Origin of the sequence: Caballeronia sp. SEWSISQ10-4 2 (assembly GCF_030464885.1) — a bacterium.
Lineage (GTDB): Bacteria > Pseudomonadota > Gammaproteobacteria > Burkholderiales > Burkholderiaceae > Caballeronia.
In genome coordinates, this window is record NZ_JALPRJ010000094.1 from 1 (window position 1) to 18,336 (window position 18,336).

Here is an 18,336-nt window from a genome sequence, read left to right on the forward strand (position 1 = left end):
CAAAAGAGTAACCAGTCAATCATATAATGCTGCAATATTTATGTCGCCATGTTTAACAACGTTTGAACTGACCTTTTGGGTGACTTCGGGGTGAGGTATTTCCGCAGCCTGTTAAGCGTGAGAAGGCGTGACTTCCAAGCTTGTGAACTCAGTCCTCAGGGACGCATTCGGAAAGTCTAGCGACTAAGCAAAGCTTCCCGAATGAAATCGCAAAATTTATGGAAGAGCCTAATTCCTCGGCGGCTTTTCTCTCGGCACTCAGTTGGTCGTGGCGCGCGTTGTATCGCGCGTTAATTTCGGAACGGCCGCCATTGATTAATGCAGAGTCCGCGCGCCGCGATGCGTGTCCGCGGTCTCGACCTGTTGGAGGATATTCGCGCGACACTCGGCTTTGATCTGGTTCGCCGCGTCCCTAACCAACGCGTTGCCGTAAAAACGCGCAACCTTCGCGTCGATCGTGTCTTCCACGTGCTGAATGGCGGCTTCGACGCTCACCGGGTCGTCCGGATCGAAGCCGGTCGTGATGACGTCCTCCTGTAGTGCCTTGAGCCCTTCGCCGGCTTCCGCGAGAACTTGGGTCAACTCATCGGCCAGTTTGTTCACAGAGCCCTCTCAACTTGATTGATCGACGACGCGCATCGGCGTTTTGAGGAAATGCCAACTGGGGCGATCCAAGATCAAGGAAGATTATTGCCACGACGTTTGGTTTTTCGGAAGCGCGCCGGCGGGATCAAACACCGACATTGTATCGGCCTCGTTAAATGCGCTCGGGTAGAGTACGAGGTTGATGCCCGTTGAGGCTAGGCGTGAATTGAAAAGAACGCCTTTGGCCCCGGCACTGAGCACCAAATCGCCGAGCACCCAACTGGGCGGTTCAATCCGATTGTTAAACCACAACGCGCGCCAATCGCAATAGAAATCCTCCCAGAGCGGATCCCATTCGCGCGCGTTAAACCCTTCACGAAAATCAACGATCGGTGCAGCGCTAATCTGATAGGTCACGAACGTACCTGGTGGCAGCAGCGTCGAGACCTGTTTGTATTCGTCAATGGCCGTTTGTAGATCCAGTGCGAGGTAAAGCGCTTCTACCCCGGGCCTATTGACGGGGGGCCACCGTGGGTAGCCGCGCCAGCGCCACTGAGCGGCATTGAAGCCCACTTTGGCGCGTGAACGCGGTAGGCGGTGATGCGGTCAAGCTGAGTGACAATCATCCAGCAGCGCCCGCTTCAAGCGACACAACATAGCGGATCACATCGTCAACCCGCCCATCGGAGACGAGCTGTTCGGCGGTCTTATAGCCAAATACAGGCAGAGGCTCGTTTCGATACCAAAACATCGCGCGCTCAACGTCGCCGGAAACATCGCTTGCGGCTCGAAGGACCCGTACCGCTTCGCGCAAGAACCGTTGCACGCCCTCAGAGCTCGGTGCCCGGCTGATCGTGTTTCGGTGTACGTGGGCTTGCTGAGCCAATGTTTGCAGGTCAATTTTCAGCGCTTGTCCGAATGCACGCGCAGACAACGCCGGCGAGTCCGAGTCACGAAGGGAGTCCATGAACTGTTCGAAGCTGGCGCGATGACCGGCAGCTTGGGAGAGTGATGTGTCCATTTTCAGCTCCGTGGTGCACAATATTTGCACTATTATAGCAGCTTAATCGCACAAAGCCGCACGGCCGTATCTGGAGCCGGCGTGCCGATGCGCACGAGGAGACGCTAAGCCGCGGGATCAGCCAGCGTTTAAACGCCGAAAATCAGGTGCATCCGCGTGCAATGATTTTAGCAAGTACTCAGTTACTTAAAATTGATAATTAACATTATGTTAAATTTATGCATGTGCGCGACGAACATCTTTACCAACGACATTCGTCACAGGTAACTCGATCCCGTGGCGTCGCAACAAGCGAGAACTCCACGCACTGAGGTTCCCTCGATATTTCGTCTTCCAGCAGGCGGATTTTATGCGGCCCATTCATCCTGATTTTGTTCACTGATCCAGCGGTCGAGATACTGGATTGGTGAGCTGTAGCCAAGCGTCGAATGCTGCCGTTTGCGATTGTAAAAGATTTCAATGTATTCGAAGCTGGCCGCCTTCATTTCGGCGTGTGTCGCGTAGCGCACTCCATGAAACCGCTCGTTTTTGAAACTGTTAAACCAGCTCTCAGTGGGGGCGTTGTCCCAGCAGTTGCCCTTGCGACTCATCGAGCACGTCATGCCATATTTTTTGAGCTTGTCTTGGAAAGCGTCGCTGGCGTATTGACTACCCCGATCCGAGTGATGCATGAGGCCCGCAGCCGGTTGGCGGCGAAACCAGGCCATCGTCAACGCGTCCGTCACAATGTCTGCCGTCATGCGTGGCTTGAGCGACCAGCCAATCACCTCGCGGTTGAACAGGTCCAGAACGATAGCCAGATACAGCCAGCCCTCGTCGGTCCAAAGTAGAGTAAGAGGCAGGGCGTAGTCGAACTATTTCCCTGCCTCTCCTCTCCGAACCGGACTTGCACCTCTCGATGCATCCGGCTCTCCATTTAAGTGCTGCTCATAGCAAAGGCGACTTCGTCGTAGCGCGACTCAATGGTTCGCCGCGCCTCGCCGCATGCGATGTAGGGGCGGCTTCAGAAAACGGAATTTAAAGCACGCTAAGCCGATTGGTGCCGTCGTTACGGCGATGTGCGCGCGGCAAAAGCTGCGCCGATCTGCCGCGCACGCTTAATCTCGTCGCTGTGAAGGTAAACCGATGTCGTTGCGATGGATGCATGACGAAGGTTGTCGCGCACGCTTGTTAGGTCAGCGCCACGAGCCAGGGCATGAGTAGCGTGTGAATGCCTCATCCAATGTGGACTTGCTCGTCTTAGTTTTTCGGCCGTCACCGGTTGCTCAGCCTGGATCACATCAGCTGCTTGCAAGAAGAACCGCCGCATGACGTGCCAGAGGCGCGCCCCCGTGATGCCATCTGTGGAATCTTGCTCGAGACTTCCGATCAACGGGGTCTTTGGATTCCAACGCGCTGGTGTGACCGATAGCCCACGGCCTAGAAGATATTGATCAAGCGCCGTGCGCGCCAGCGGTGGTAGGGCCACTTTGCCTGCCTTGGTTCCTTTGCCAACCAAATGGAGCCAGTGGTCGTCATGTTCGTCTGTCTTGATGTTGCCCAGAGTCGCGCCGACAAGTTCACTTGCGCGCAAACCCGTGGCGTACCCGAAATCGAGCAGGAAACGCAGTCGTTGGGCGGCCGGAGCCGCCCAACCATACGACCATTCGAGTCCGTCGGCGAGCGCGCGTATCAACAGCCATTCGCCTTCGGTAAAGCCGCGTGAGGTGTCCAGCATCGCGACCCCCGAATTACCGCGCACCTTAACGCCAGCGAAGGGGTTGGCGAGCATATAACGCTGCTCAATGAGCCAGCGAAACAGCGCGCCAAGCACGGACAACGCATACGCGCTCGAGCGCGCCGATAGGCCCCCTACGAACGGGCGCCACTCTGCCGAATCGCGGGCTCGTAACGGTCCGATCCATTTGTCACGGGGTGTCGGCCGCCGCAAAAAATTACGGTATGCGATCGCATCGTCGGTGGTAAGCGACGATAAGGCCCGGTTGCGCTCGACAATCGCCCACAAGATTAGCCGCTCCGCTTCCTTGCGATAGGCGCGTTGCGTAGCGGGAGTTTCATGCAGCGCAAGCCACGCCTGCACCGCTTGATAATCATTCGTCGCATTGAGCGTGCACGTGTGAAGCGGCGCGCGGAAATTGCCCTGCGAACCGTTGAGCTCGTGGGGTAGGCGCGCCTTTTAATATGAAACTCGTCAACGTCGGCGTGCGAGATTCGACATACGTCCTGGACGGCTTGCTGTATCACGAATCCGATTTACGGATCGAAGAGCATTACACCGATACGAACGGATTCACCGATCATGTCTTTGCGTTAATGCATTTCCTCGGATATCGGTTCGCTCCGCGCATCCGCGATCTTGGTGACACGAAGCTATACGTTCCGGGAAAGCGTGACAACTATCCCGCACTTGCGGTAATGATTGGCGGCACAATCAACGAGAAATGTATTCGCGAACACTGGGACGAGATTTTGCGCCTTGCCGCATCGATCAAGCAGGGAACCGTGACGGCATCGCTCATGTTGCGAAAGTTGGGCAGCTACCCGCGTCAGAATGGGTTGGCGGTGGCGTTGCGTGAACTCGGTCGCATCGAACGGACCCTGTTCATCCTCGACTGGCTACAAAGTGTTGAGCTTCGCCGGCGCGTGCACGCGGGACTCAACAAAGGCGAAGCACGCAATGCGCTGGCGCGTGCCGTGTTCTTTTACCGCCTTGGCGAAATCCGGGACCGCAGTTTCGAGCAACAACGATTTCGAGCCAGCGGCTTGAATCTGGTTACTGCGGCGATCGTCTTGTGGAACACAGTCTACCTAGAGCGAACCGTTCAAGCATTGCACGCCAAAGGCATGTTAGTCGGCGACGATTTGTTGACATACCTATCGCCGCTGGGTTGGGAGCACATCAATCTCGCGGGAGATTACCTATGGCTAAGAAATCAGAAGCCAGAACAAGGAAAATTTAGGCCTCTTCGTCAGTCGCGGGATGCTTAGCGTGCTTTAAATTCCTTTTTCCGAAGCCGCCCCATCTTACGTGACTAGCCCAGCAACCTGACAATGCCCTAGTGCGTTCGTTGCACAAATGTGATTCGCTTTGGAAGCCTCTCCTTTTTGTTTCAGCGCGGCACGTTCAGATTCCGTAGGTATACTTACTATCATAAGTATGATCCGTCGCCTGACACGCCGTCATGAACTTGCGATGTGCTTTTTTCGAACGCGACACAGCCGATGCAATCAGGAATTTCGGAAAGCCAATGAAACTGGAAGAGGAAAGTGCCTAGGTCCTCGTTTGGCTGATCGCACCGCCATTGCCCGCCTGGGGATAGAAGATCCAGCGTAATGCCGCAAAGACCCTCGGTGAGCCCGACACCTGCAGCCTTGAGCAATGCCTCTTTCGCCGTCCAGCATCGGAAAAAAAGTTGAGGCTGCGAATCCTTTGAGCTAGAGACGACCGTCTGCTGCTCTACGCCGCTGCAGACAAGGTCGAGAAGCTCTCGCCAGCGAATCGATGGATCAATGACTTCTACATCCACGCCGACCCGCCGCGAGTCTGAGACAGCAATTAAAGCGTGTTGTCCTGAGTGTGTTACGTTGAAGGAAATCTGCGGATGGCCATCAAGTACAGGTTTTCCATACTGACCGAGACTGAATCGCAAGGTATCCTCGGGTTTTCCGGTTCGTTTGCTCAACAGCGCACGCAGGGCTGCACGCGTAGCAGCGAAGCGAAATCGATCCTGATTGCGCATGAAACGGGCAGCGCGAAGCCTTTCGTCCACGCTCAAATATAGTTCCATTGACGGCCAGCCCGTCAGTCCACTGGGGATGTGGACATGCCAGACGTCCACGTCGTTCGGCCAGCGTCCATGTGCCGCCAGGCGCGACGACGTAGGAGTGAATGTCATATTCTTCACTATTGAGTTCGTTAAGAACTTCGGATCAATTTTTCTTGAGTCAAGATAGCAGAAATAGGTCGATCAAATGCGCTCCAAGCAACGCCGACCAACCTCCACGTTGTTTCCTGACCGCTGCTACACCTTTGGATGCGTTAAGCGCCAGAGTTGTTAGCACTCTCGATAGCTCTCAAGCGGTAGCTTCCGCAATACGGCATTTTAGATACTTCTCGACACACAACTTTTGTATTCGCCCTACCGGTGACCGACGGTACACCGGCTCAGCAACCGCTTGCTGCCTAACCTTGCCGAACTTCCCAAACACCACATTTGACAATAACTCCGCGCGAACAGCGCGATGAAGTACTGGTAGAGAAAATCCCCCACGGCCCAAATCTCTGACTCCCAATAGCGTTGTTACATAAATCTGAGCGTTGCGTGCGAAGCTACCGTTTACACGCGACGGTCGAGTCATTGCCCCTATCAACTCTTTGTGGCACTGAGTAGCTTCTCGATTTTTGGCTAGGAAGATACGCAAGGACGAAAGCAAGACACGCGAGCCCTAGGGCTTCCACCGCGTGAGGAACTGGCCGGAATACACCGCGGGCCTGATCGCGACAGGACAAGCCGTTAAACAGCCGCGCTTCAAAACCGGCGTAGGCTTCTCCTGTTTCAACGCCGCGAAAGTCACATTTCCACTTTGACCGACGATTCGATCTTGGCAGTACCTCCAACCATAATCCGGGAGATTCCAGTGTCACCGACTTCCAGGCGAACTTCGATAATGCTCGGCGACGGGGACTCCATCAGTTGCCCCTGCTCGATTAGAAGCGTCCTCTCCTTGATCCCCATGTGGTCGTATAGAAGGCACGCAAGCGGCCCGGCGGCCGTTCCCGTTGCCGCCTCCTCGACTATTCCAAACCGCGGAGCGAACATGCGTGCGCCCGCGTGGCGGCCTGGTACTTTGGTCGTCGTCGAGAACAGGTAGTAGCCGATCAGATCCAGCTCGTTGCTAACCTGTTCCACCCGGTCAAAGTCCGGTCGCAGTTGCGCTACAGACTGCTCGTCCGGCATCGAGATGAGGAGAAATGGGTTGCTTGTGCTGACCACAAATGGATCGATTCCCACAGCGATCTGCGGTTGGGAGAGGCGTAGCGATGCCGCTACGCGACCTGCCAGTTTGGACGTCGCCGCAACCCGGGTGTAGCGGGGTGCCCTCTGCTCCATGAAAACCATCTTTCCGTCTACGAGGACATTCCTTACGCCATCGACTGTCTCTTTCGAAAGACGCCCGTCGTCTACGCTCCCTAGCTCGCGCAGCAGAGAAAACGTGGCGATCGTAGCGTGTCCGCAATGAGCAATCTGTCGGGCAGGCGTGAAAAACTCCAGTTTGATCGTGGCCCGTTCCGATGTTGAGACGAAGGCCGTCTCGGAGAGGCCAACCCGTTGGGCGACAGCCAGCTTCTGCTCCGACGTCAACATGTTCGCGTCAGTTACTACGCCAGCCGGATTGCCACCACTCCCCCCATCAAGAAAGGCTTTTACGATGTGCACATCGATTTGCATCAATTCTCCAGAATGTGGGTGGCAGTCGTTGTTAGCAGATAAGAACAAACTATAGCTTCAGCGACTATACCGCCATGACATTTGTCCGCTCGAGCGCCACTTGATCCCTAAATTACCAGCGCTCGTATTCCATCCAGTAATCTGCCGACCTCTGCTTCAGTGGTCAGATAGCTTACCGAGGCACGCGCGATCTGCTTAAGTCCTCTGGACTCCATATCCAACGGCGTGTAGTTGAAGCCGTTGCTGCCGATCACGACGCCTTGAACCGCCAGATTGCGCTGCACATATACGGCGTCCAGACCCGCTACGTTGAACGCTACCAGCCCGGAACGTTCAAGGCCCTGATCCAGCAACGTCACGCCGGGGATCCTAGCCAGTTCCACACGCAATGCCTGTGCGATGCTGTCGATCCGTGCGCGAATATTCTCAACCCCGATCTCCAACGCCTCCTGCAGCGCATTAGCGAGTCCGCAATGCAGCGCCAGCGATGCTTCCGCCGATTCGAAACGCACAGCGTCGTCTCGTAAGACTGGTTCGCCATTCGTGTTCAGCGGCGCAGATCGCGTGTCAACGAATGCCGGCGTCAAGCGGGATAGAAAATCCTGTCGTACATACAACAGGCCCGTACCTTTTGGACCACGCAGTGCCTTACGGCCCGCACCGCTCAGAACGTCACAACCCACCTCGACTACATCAACAGGGAGTTGCCCCACCGCCTGCGCAGCGTCGATGAAGTATGGAATGCCGTGGCGGCGCGCAACCTGCCCGATCGCCGCGGCGGGATTGATAAGTCCACCGTTCGCCGGCAACCAGGTTAGCGCAATCAAGCGCACCCGATCGTCGAGCATAGCCTCCAGCGCGCGCGGATCCACTGCGCCGCAAGAATCGGACGGAATTTCTTCTATCGTCACACCGGTACGCTGCGCCGTCAGGCGCATGGCAGCCAGATTGCCACCCCATTCGTGGCGCCCGACCAGGATGCGCTCGCCTGATCTCCAAGGGCCCAATGCGGCGAATGCGGCACCCCAGCCGGGCGAATTGCCGGTGGTCAAGGCGATCTCGGTTGGTCGGGCGTTCAGCAGTTGCGCCGCGAGCGTGCGCGCTCGCTCAGTCTGTTCGCGTCCGGCTACGCCGGCTTCCGACGGTCCCTCGGTGGCTTCGCGCCAAAGGTGAGCGTGAATCGCCTCCAGCGTAGCCGAAGACGGCAGCGAGGCACCGGCATGGTTGAAATGTGTGGTGCTATGTGCACCGGGCGTGCGGGCGCGCAGCGCATTCACGACAGCAAGCGAGAGAGCAGAAGACATAGTTGTTCCAATGACGCGAGTTGGGTTCACACTTTTGTAAGTGAGATAACGGCTTCCACTTGGACGGCCACGCAGTGGCGCGACTCACGCCGGGGCGCGGAAGGCAGCGGGCGCGGCAAGTCCAAGGCGAACTACGACTGCGCGAGCCGCGAATTCGGCCGAGTCGGTGTTCTCCTCCTCTCATAACCTCAACTTCCCGGACCGCCCGTTGCGAACCCGCATGCCGGGCGGTGCCCGCAGAGGGACGACCCCATGGCCGTCCCATATGCCAATCGTAATGACCTGCGCCGGATCAAGCGAGCGCCGCAGCTTGCACATCGGACAGATCGGTGTCGATCCAAGTTGCAAGCAGTGCCGCAGTCTCGGGACGCAGCACCGAAAAGTGGTCTCCTTCGAACACGCGCGCTGTTTGCGCCGCCACCTGCTCCTGCGCGAAGCGGTCCTGCGCGACGGTCCGGCTCGCGTAATAACGATGGCTCAGCGCGGCGAGCGATCCCTCGAATCCGCGGCGACCAACATGTACATACATCGCCCATACGTCCGCGATATATGCGGCGGCGATCGGCGACAGCACATCTTCGCGTATGGATTCCTGAACCGGCTGCGTACTTGTGCCCGCATGCGCCGATCGGTCGATCTCTGCCATGGCTCGAACGCGCTCGACCAGGTCGGCTGGAAACTTCGCCAGCGCTTGATGCACGGGTCTACCGTCGCAGGCTTCGAGGGTCGCGAGCAGCGATGCCGATGGTGAATCAGGCAGACAGGTATCGAGCGCCGCCGCATAGCGTACTGTCACGTTCGCCGCGCTTAGACGCGCGGCCACCAGATGCGCAAGCAGTCCACCGAACGACCACCCAAGCAGATGGCACCCGCCGCCCGTATCGATTGCACCGATTGCGCTCGCGTAACGATCGGCAAGAACCGTTGCGGTTTGCAGCTCAGGTGCATCGCCGGCCGCGAGGTCCAGCCGCTGCACTCCAAAGATGCGGCCGCCGAAACGCAGATGACGTAGCAGTTCCACGTAGCCGAACAGATTGCCGCCGGCGGGATGCAGCAAGAACAGACTACCGATGCGTTGGTCATCGAAGTTCTCCTTGCGCTCGCGGAGCAGTACGACGCATGGGTTACTGTCAGTATCACCCGGTGCGCACGGGCGCCGTCCCGCCGCCAACCGTGCGTCCACTTCGTCCGCCAGCCGCGCAACTGTCGCATCGCGGAACATGCTGGCGAGGGACAAGGTCACGCCCAGCCGTTGACCGATCAGATGGATCACCTGCGCGGCTTTCAGCGAATGTCCGCCGCATTCGAAAAACGCGTCATGTACACCCACTTCCCCGACGCCCAGTACCTCGGCCCAGATCGCGGCGACTGCTTTTTGCAGTTCGGTGATTGGCGGCGCATAGGCGGTGCGCGCCTTGTTCCTTGACGGCACCGGCAATGCCGACCGGTTGAGCTTGCCGTTCGGCAATCTCGGCAATGCGTTGATGGCCATGAACACGGCGGGCACCATCGCCTCGGTCAGCGATGCGCGCAGATGACGCCGCAAGCGCTCCGAATCGATCTGCGCGCCGCCTGCAGGCACCACATAGGCCACGAGGAAGCGCTCGACCGCCGCCCCGCCGTGGGAGCCGTCCGTCCCCTCGCCGCTCGCCGCATCACGCGCGACCACCACCGCCTGCTCAACATCCGGGTGCGTCACGAGGGACGCCTCAATCTCGCCGAGCTCGATCCGGAAACCGCGCAGCTTGATCTGTTCGTCGCAACGGCCGAGGCAATAAAGCTGGCCATCCGCGCCGAAACGCACGAGATCGCCGGTCCGGTACAACCGGCCGCCGGTGCCGAACGGATTGTCGATATAGCGCTGCGAGGTCAACTCGGGGCGCCCGAAGTAGCCGCGCGAAACGCCGCTGCCGCCCAGATATAGCTCGCCGGTCACGCCGGCGGGCACTGGTTGCAAGTAGCGGTCGAGCACATAGGCGAGAGTGTTCGGCTGTGGCCGCCCAATCGGCACCGGGTCCACACCGGTTGGCACGTGCGCGAACGTCGAGTATGTCGTGTCCTCCGATGGACCATATAGGTTGTATACGCGTTTCGCGCACGTGCCGTCGTATAGCGCCGCCACCAGTCGCGGTGTGAGCGGTTCGCCAGCCACATTGACGACCGTGATCGACGCCGGAATGGCGCCTGACTGTAGCAGATGTGCCGCCGCTGAAGGCACAGTATTCAGGATGCGCGCCTGCGCAGCGGCTCTCGGCAATGTTAGCGGACCGGCCGCGACCGTCACGGCCCCGCCGCTCATCAGCGGTACGAAAATCTCGAAGACCGAGATATCGAAACAGATCGACGTCGACGCGATCACATTCGACAGTTCATCGGCGCTGTATTCGCGCACCGCCCACGCATGCAGCGCGAGCACATTGCGATGTTCGATCGCCACGCCTTTCGGACGCCCTGTCGAACCTGATGTATAGATGATGTACGCGAGGTTTCGCGCGGTGGCTGTCGACGGCGGTACGCTTGGGTCTTCGCGCGCCACCTCGTCGGCGATCGTTCCGAGTGACATACAACTCCCGATTCCGACCAGCGAAGCACCAAGCTCGTCGCCCACCAGGATCAGCGCCGCGCCACAGTCATCGGCCATCAGTTTCAGGCGCTCGCGCGGATAGGCTGCGTCGAGCGGCAGATATGCGCCGCCGGCCTTCAGCACCGCCAGCATTGCCACGATCATCGCCGGGCTCCGTTCGACGCACACACCGACCACCGCTTCGGGCCCGATGCCACGTCGCTGCAGATAGCGCGCGAGCTGGTTTGCCCGCACATCGAGTTCGCCGTAGCTGATCTGTTCGTCATCCGTGATCAGCGCAACGCGCTGCGGGTCGCGACGTACCTGATCGTCGAACAGGTCAGGTAGCCGGCGCGTTGCATCAAAGGGCACGCTCTCGCCGTGCCAGCTCGCCAGCGATGCGTCGTCATCGGCCGGCAGCAGTGGCAGCCGCCAGATGCTGAGGCCGGGCTCACGAACCGTCGCGACGATCAAGCGCTGCAGACTGTCGACGAAACGCGCCATCGTGCTGCGGGTGAACAGTCCGGTCGAATATTCGAGGTAGCCGTCGATCGCGTCGTCCTGTTCGCCGGCGAACAGCGTGAGATCGAACTTTGACGTGGTCGTCCGCAGACGCCGCTGTTCGATCTCGACACCTGGCAACGCGAGGCGCGCACGCGGCATGTTCTCGAACACGAAGGCCACCTGCGTCAACGCCTGCTGCGACGCGTCGCGCGGCACGTTCGACAACCCGACGAGTTCGGAAAATGGCACGTCGCCATGCGCGAACGCCCCTTCGACGCCCCGCTTGGCGCGGTCGAGCGCGGTGCAGAAGGTGTCGTCGTCGGCGAATCTCGCGCGCACCGGCAGGATGTTGACGAACAGGCCGATCATCTGTTCCGTGCGCAGCGATGCCTGCGGCGACTCGCGGCCCGCAGTCGGCACGCCGATCACCAGATCGTCCTGAGCGGACCAGCGCGACAACACGATCTGGAACGCAGCGAGCAGCGTCGTAAACACGGTGGTCTGGTGCGTGCGGGCGAGCGCCTTCAGTTGCTGCGTGGTCGCCGCGTCGAGCGCGAACGGCACCTCGTCGCCGGCGAAATCGCGCTGTGCCGGTCGTGTGAAATCGTGCGGCAGGTTCAGCGTCGCGGGCACGTCCAGTAACTGCTCACGCCAGTACGGCAACTGCCGCTCCCAGCCGCGGCGCGCGGCGCGCGCGCGCTGCCACCACGCGTAATCGCCGTACTGCACAGTCGGGGGATCGAGCGCCGCCGGCGTGCCGGAGACGGCCGCGCGGTACAGCGCAGTCAGATCGTTGGCGAGCACCGCCATCGACCAGCCGTCCGCTACCAGATGATGAAGATTGAGCAGCAGACGGTAGCGCTCGTCGGCAAGGCGCACCAGCCGCGCCCGCAGCAACGCGGCGCTGGCCAGATCGAACGGCGCGCGCGCCCAGTCGAGCGCGATGCGTTCCGCTTCGGCCTGCTGCGTGTGCGCGTCGAGATCGGACAGATCGAACACGTCGAGCACGGTGGGCCCGGGCGGATCGATCTGCTGTTGCGGACCGTCGCCGGTCTCGACGATGCGGGTGCGCAAACTCGCATGCCGCTCGCGCAGCGCATCGAGACTCGTTGATAGCGCGGCGAGGTCGAGCACACCGTCGAAGTCGATCGCGGCGGGCATGCTGTACGCGGTGCCGCAGCCGATCTGTTCGACCAGCCACATCTCCTGCTGCGCGGTCGTCAACGGCGCGCGTGTCTCGCCGGACGCCGGCCAGCGCGACGCATCCAGCGGCGCGTCGGTGGTCGCGCCGCGCGCGTCGAGGTACGCGAGCAGCGCCGCCTTGTGTTCGCGCAGCAACGTGGCGCGCGGTGCGGACATCACACCGGGCGGCGCGCGAAAGCGAATCTGGCCGTCGGCCGTCCATAGCGCCGCGCCGTCCAGCAGCAACTCGACGATCTCGCGATGCAACACGCTCATAACACGCCCTCCTCGTAGCTCGGCGCGGCGGCAGCCGCTTTCGCCAGCGTGTGGCGCTCGGCCGTCAACTGCGCGGCAATCGCATGGATGGTCGGTTCTATGAACAGGTCGGACGGCTGCAGCGCGGTGACGATCTTGCCTTGCAACCGCGATATCACGCGCATCGCACACAGCGAGTCGCCGCCGATTTCGAAGAAATTCGCGTGGACGTCGATCGTGCCGATATCGAGCACGTGTTCCCACGCCTGCTTGACGAGTTGCACGAAATCGACGTCGGCCGGCGCGAGCGTGGCCGGCGGTGTGACCGGCTGGGCGGCGGAATTCGCCTTGCGCTCCCGCCCGCCGCGGTCGTCCGCGGCCCATGATGGAAAGTAGCGCGCTTCGATAGCGCGCCGGTTCAGCTTCAGGTTCGCGGTCAGCAAGCCGCTTTGCGGCGTAAACGGGTCGTTGGTCACGACGATGTCGGCGATCTTCGCGGTATCGAGCAGCGTGCAGTTCACGCGATCGATTTCCGCGTTGACGCTGGCGCGACGCTCGGCCGTCACGTCACCGCGTACCACCACCACCGCGCCCAGATGCTTGCGGGCGTCGCCGAACACCACCGACCGCACGATCACAGCGGCCTCGTTGAGCCGCGCCTCGACCACTTCGGGATGAATCTTGTAACCCTGCGAGGTCACGAGAATTTCCTTCTTGCGGCCACGCAGCATCACGAAACCGTCTGCGTCGAATTCGCCGATGTCGCCGGTGCCGAGCGGCTTGTCTCGCTCGAACCAGTCGACCGTGCCCTGCTGCGGCAGAAAATAGCCCAGCGCTTGCAACTGCTGGCGCTGCACCTGAATTTCACCGTCCTCCGCAATCGTGATGGTGCAGCCCGGCGCCGGCTTGCCGACCGCGCCAATGCGCTGATCCGCCGGCGTGTTCGACGCGATCACGCCGGTTTCGCTCAGCCCGTAGGCCTCGTAAAGCCGCAGCCCGGTCTCGGCGAAAAATTCGAGCGTCGAGCGGCGAATCGGCGCCATGCCGGTGACCAGCACGCGCATCTTGCCGCCGAGCGCCGCATGGACCGGTTTGAAGAGCCGCCGCCGCAACGGCGCCGCCAGCGCTTGCGGCGCGGCGGCGAGCGCGCTGCGCAATTGCGCCAGCGCCCATGAGGCGGGGGCGGACAGTGTATCGAGCTTGCCGAGAAAGCGGTCGTGCATGCCTTCGTAAAGCAACGGCGGCGCGAGGCACAAGGTCGGCTGGAACGTCGTGAACGCATCGAATAGCCGCTCCGGTGCGATCAGCACGATCGACGCGCCGTGCCAGTAAGCCGCGTACGCGAGCAAACGCTGCTGCTGCTGCGTGAGCGGCATGAACAGCAGCAGACGGTCCGACCCGCCAGGCGAGAACACCGGCATGTAATGCTCGACGTCCCACTCGATGCCGCGCCGGTTGATCACGAGGCATTTCGGCACGCCCGACGTCCCCGACGAGAATGCCAGTGCGCAGGCGTCCGAGCCGCGTTCGTCGAACTGCGCGGTCGCAGCTGGCGCGCGCAATTCGATCGCACCGGGCGCCCGCGGATCGACCGGCGTGACGTTGGCGCACGATTCGAACTGGGCCGACCGCCCGGTCGTCCCGAGCACGACCAGTCGCAAGCCGAACACGTCGAACACCGCCGTGCCGTAGTGCTGCACGATCTCGTCGGGCAGCGCGACGATCACACAGCCTAGTTGCAGTAACGCAAGATCCCAGGTCAGCCAATGCACCGAATTGGCCGCATGAATGCCGACGCGCTCGCCGCGCTGCAAACCCGCGTCGCGCAAGCGCTGCACGATCTGCTGCGCGCGTTCCGCGAACGCGGGAAACGACAGCATGCACGGAGCGCCGTCGTCATCGAAAAAGTGAATGTGCCGGCCACTAAAACCGGCAATGCGTTCCGTCAATCGGTTGCAGTCCACGGGCAGACCTCTCTAGTCGCTCAGAAAACGGATCGCGCGGGGAAACAGGCGCGTTCCCCGCGCGGTGGAAATTAACGCGCCGCCGACGCACCGCGCCGGTCTACGCACTTCACTGTCCGACCTGCAGCGGCGTTCCTTGCGCATGCGCGAGCACCGCATCGCGCGTGAACGGCAGATCGATCCAGCCGTGCCGTGCAAACAGTTCGGTTTGCCGACCGTAGTACGGCGATGTGGGATCGGTCGACTGGTCGTAGGTCAGCACCGCGCGCGCGACCGGTCCTTGCCCGTTGAAGCCGACCATCTGCACATAGCTGGTGCCGAAAGCGACTTCGCCGAACAGATGCTTGTCGTACTTCGTGCTCGCCGAGACCACGTCGTAGATGCCTTCCTCGCCCGGGCCGCCCGTGAGCGGGATGTCCTGCGGGCCGACCCGGGTGAACTGCAGGCGGGCAAGCGTTGCGTCGAGCGGAATGCCGGCCGCGCGCAGATCGGCGCCGGCCGCGCGTAACGCGGCCTGAACCGCCGGCGCGGCGGCCGGATTGAGTCCGCTCGGCGTGGTCATCGGCTGTTGCGGGTCGAACGGCACGGCCCACAGGTTCGGAATCTCCGACAGATGCAGCCATGCCGCGCGAAACAGCGGCGCGCCGGCGCTATCGGGCGACGATTTGCCGTTCCAGTTGGCCAGCGTCGCGCACACGGGTTCGAGCGTCGCGTCATGCGCGGCGCGACAGGTGTCGACCAGCGGCTTGCGCAACAGGTCCGCTGCGTAGACCCGCGCGTCGAACAGCATCTGCGCGAACGCGTCGAACGAAAAACGATTGCCCGGCAGGCCGTCGCGACCCGCCGCACGCGCCTGGATTTCCTCGAACGCGAGGCGCGTGCGCAGCGACTGCACCGCGCCGGCGCCTTCCTTGCCGAACCACGGCGGAATCTTCGAGATCGGCGCGGCCGGGTTGGCGAGCCAATAGCTGTCGTTCGAATTGGCGACGAAATCGCTGCGTTGCAGATACGGACGACGCTGCTGCGGCAGGTTCCACGCAAAGACGCCACCCGCGTTCGTGGCAGGCTGCGCTTCCAGCGCCACTTGCGCCGTCTGGGTCAGCGCAATGCCGCCACATACCACGCGCGATCCGTCGAGCAGCAGGATGCGTGGATCCAGCAAGCAGCCCGGCGTCTGCGACGCGCGCCCGAGGTTCGGCACGGCGCTGTAGTCTTCGAACAGCGCATGGCCCGCACGGTCCACCGCCAGCGTGTTGACCCACGGTAAGCCGACGAACTGCCGGTCGGCCTGCTCGACGCCCTGAACGCCGCTCGCGCGCCCGATCGCCAGCCAGTGATCGAGCATGCGCGTATTGTCGCGATTCACGTCGGCGAGTACGTACGCATGCTGAGCATCCCATTGCAACCCCAGCGTTTTCGACGCCACCAGCATCCCGACCGGCGTGAAATAGAACGCGCGCTGCACCGTCTTGATCGAGCCGTCCGCTTGCAGCACGTCGACGTTCACGTCTTTTTGCCGAATTGGCTCAGCGTGGCCGTCGAGCAGATACGTGCGGTGCGATAGATCGGCCGGATCGAGCGCCAGCCGGTAGAGCGCGAAATGTTTGGCGGTCGACACCGTGTGGGTCCACGCGACGTCCTTGTTGAAGCCGATGACGATGATCGGCAGACCGCCGAGGGTCGCGCCCATCGCGTCATAACGGCCGGGAACGGTCAGATGCATCTCGTAGAAGCGGTCCGGGCCGCTCCATGGGAAATGCGGATTGCCGAGCAGCAGACCACTGCCGCTGTCGCTCAGCTCGCTGCCCACCGCAAGACCATTGCTGCCGAGGCGGCTCTCATGCAGCCGCTCGACCAGCGCGTCGCGCGCGACGTTCAGCGGCTGCGGGTCCAACGGGGCCTGCTTATCTGCCTTCTCAACTGGCAGATTGCCGGCGGGCGGCACGGCGGCCAGCACCTCGTTGCGGAAGAACTCACCGGTCGCGTGAATCGCCTTTTCGGCGATCAGCCGTTGCGCGTCGGCGACGCTCATCGGCTTGACCCAGGCGGCGTTCCGGCACACGGCGGGCAACGTATCGCGATGCTCGCGCAGGTATGCGTTATAGCCGGCGGCATAACCGCGCACCAGTTGATTGGCGTCCGGCGACACGCTGCGATAGTCGGCGCTCAACGCCTGCGGATCGAGATATGCACGGTAGAAAAGGTCGCTGTCGAGATTCTTGAAACCAACCGTGTACTGCACCTGCGCCGAATACTCGCCGTTCTCGCCGCGCGTGGCGGTGGCGTCCGGTCCGAAGTAGCGCGAGCGCTCGCCGCGCACAGTCAGCAGATGGTCGGCGAGCATGCAGACGTTGTCCTGCGCGTAGGCATACGCTATACCGAATCCGAGGCCGGTGAAATCATTGGCGCTCACATGCACGATCCCCCCTTCGGTGCGGATCAGTTCGGCCGATGCATGGGTGTCGAGCACGCCGCCCGCGCAGGCGCCGAGCAATAAAACGGCAGCGGCGAGCGCTGTTGTCGTCATGGCCCGCGCGCGCAAGCCGTCAAGGTAATGCGAATCTCGATCGATCATCGACAATTAATTGTGTGGCTAGGAATGGGACCTACGAATCCAACGATCGCGACGGGGGCGTAACGGTCGCGCGCCCGTCGCCGTGCTGACTGGTCAGCGCAACGCGGCCGTCACCGCCGACAGCACCGCGCCGTTGTCGCTATCCGGTATGCGCAGAATGCACAGCACCTGATCGGCACGCGATACGTGCTGCTGGAAGTGCCGGTTCACGTCCTCGTCTTTCGACTCTTCCATCAGCGGGAAGAAGTCCGGCGCGACCAGCGCCTGGCCACCGAGCACCACGCCGGTCTGCTCGATCAACTGCATTTTCGGGCTGATCGCGTAAGCGATCTTTTTCGCCAGCGTCACGAGTGTTTCCGGCTGTTGCTCGGCCGGGATCAACGGATACAGTTCGACGCCGCGACCCGCCCGGGCGAACGAACTGAAAATCCTGTAGACCACCGGGTTGTAGGTCTTCGTGACGATCAGCGGCGGCATGCGCTGGCCGCCGCTGCGCGGGTCAGGGCTGGGGCTGTTCGCAACGCGCTCGAAGAAATACGCGAGCGAACGCCGGAACACGCCCGAATTACGGTATTCGTCGGCGACCATCGCGGTCCACAGATACAGGAACCGGAAGTCCGCATCGCCGAGCCAGCGCGCGCCGATCAGCGACACCACGCGGCCGTCGTCTTTCGAGTACGCGGTCACGACATGGTCGTAATCGTCGAAGATGGTCGGCTGGCTGCCGAAATACTGCTTGACGTTGAAGGTCGGCAAACCCTGCACGAGGTCCGTCGTGACGGTCAGTCCGCGCTCGATGCCGATGGGCTGCCGCTTCGTGTTGTGTTCGAGTTGATAACGTGCAAACGTCTTGACGTCCGCATATCGCTCCGCGATCTGGATATCCATGGCCCTTCCTCCTCCTGCTTACCAATCGAAATAGTGTTGACAGCC

Annotated in this window: 10 protein-coding genes and 3 pseudogenes; 1 reads left to right on the forward strand and 12 read right to left on the reverse strand. The window is 61.3% G+C overall.

The annotated features are described in order from the left end of the window. Positions 1–315: 315 nt before the first annotated feature. The 5 genes and pseudogenes from M0D69_RS37570 to M0D69_RS37590 form a co-directional block, all read right to left on the reverse strand. Complete coding sequence (locus M0D69_RS37570) at positions 316–603, reverse strand: hypothetical protein (RefSeq protein ID WP_301786876.1); 288 nt, start codon at positions 601–603, stop codon at positions 316–318. 84 nt (positions 604–687) lie between these two features. Then, the gene (locus M0D69_RS37575; RefSeq protein ID WP_301786877.1) at positions 688–1,158 is read right to left on the reverse strand and encodes an RES family NAD+ phosphorylase; all 471 of its coding nucleotides are present in this window, start codon (positions 1,156–1,158) and stop codon (positions 688–690) included. 49 nt (positions 1,159–1,207) lie between these two features. Continuing rightward, the gene (locus tag M0D69_RS37580) at positions 1,208–1,606 is read right to left on the reverse strand and encodes an antitoxin Xre/MbcA/ParS toxin-binding domain-containing protein (protein WP_301786878.1); all 399 of its coding nucleotides are present in this window, start codon (positions 1,604–1,606) and stop codon (positions 1,208–1,210) included. A gap of 347 nt (positions 1,607–1,953) precedes the next feature. Then, positions 1,954–2,442, reverse strand: a pseudogene (locus M0D69_RS37585) (IS3 family transposase); the annotation flags it as partial. A gap of 212 nt (positions 2,443–2,654) precedes the next feature. Next, positions 2,655–3,776: pseudogene (locus M0D69_RS37590) on the reverse strand (tyrosine-type recombinase/integrase); the annotation flags it as partial. On the opposite strand from M0D69_RS37590, the pseudogene M0D69_RS37595 reads away from it, so the two are divergent. Then, positions 3,776–4,594, forward strand: a pseudogene (locus M0D69_RS37595) (Tn3 family transposase); the annotation flags it as partial. The pseudogenes M0D69_RS37590 and M0D69_RS37595 overlap by 1 nt on opposite strands. 161 nt (positions 4,595–4,755) lie before the next feature. On the opposite strand, the gene M0D69_RS37600 reads toward M0D69_RS37595, so the two are convergent. The 7 genes from M0D69_RS37600 to M0D69_RS37630 all read right to left on the reverse strand — a co-directional run bounded on the left by M0D69_RS37600 (position 4,756) and on the right by M0D69_RS37630 (position 18,291). After that, the gene (locus M0D69_RS37600) at positions 4,756–5,376 is read right to left on the reverse strand and encodes a 4'-phosphopantetheinyl transferase superfamily protein (protein ID WP_301786893.1); all 621 of its coding nucleotides are present in this window, start codon (positions 5,374–5,376) and stop codon (positions 4,756–4,758) included. A gap of 801 nt (positions 5,377–6,177) precedes the next feature. Next, on the reverse strand, positions 6,178–7,056 hold the full coding sequence (locus M0D69_RS37605; RefSeq protein ID WP_301786879.1) for a PhzF family phenazine biosynthesis protein: 879 nt from the start codon (positions 7,054–7,056) through the stop codon (positions 6,178–6,180). A gap of 107 nt (positions 7,057–7,163) precedes the next feature. Continuing rightward, the gene (locus M0D69_RS37610; RefSeq protein WP_301786880.1) at positions 7,164–8,360 is read right to left on the reverse strand and encodes an aminotransferase class V-fold PLP-dependent enzyme; all 1,197 of its coding nucleotides are present in this window, start codon (positions 8,358–8,360) and stop codon (positions 7,164–7,166) included. 292 nt (positions 8,361–8,652) lie between these two features. Next, complete coding sequence (locus tag M0D69_RS37615; RefSeq protein WP_301786881.1) at positions 8,653–12,885, reverse strand: amino acid adenylation domain-containing protein; 4,233 nt, start codon at positions 12,883–12,885, stop codon at positions 8,653–8,655. Beyond that, on the reverse strand, positions 12,882–14,828 hold the full coding sequence (locus tag M0D69_RS37620; RefSeq protein ID WP_301786882.1) for a non-ribosomal peptide synthetase: 1,947 nt from the start codon (positions 14,826–14,828) through the stop codon (positions 12,882–12,884). The genes M0D69_RS37615 and M0D69_RS37620 overlap by 4 nt, the downstream gene beginning before the upstream one ends. A 109-nt stretch (positions 14,829–14,937) precedes the next feature. Beyond that, a complete protein-coding gene (locus M0D69_RS37625; protein ID WP_301786883.1) occupies positions 14,938–17,403 on the reverse strand; it encodes a penicillin acylase family protein in 2,466 nt (821 codons plus the stop codon). 93 nt (positions 17,404–17,496) lie between these two features. After that, complete coding sequence (locus tag M0D69_RS37630) at positions 17,497–18,291, reverse strand: hypothetical protein (RefSeq protein ID WP_301786884.1); 795 nt, start codon at positions 18,289–18,291, stop codon at positions 17,497–17,499. Positions 18,292–18,336 lie beyond the last annotated feature (45 nt).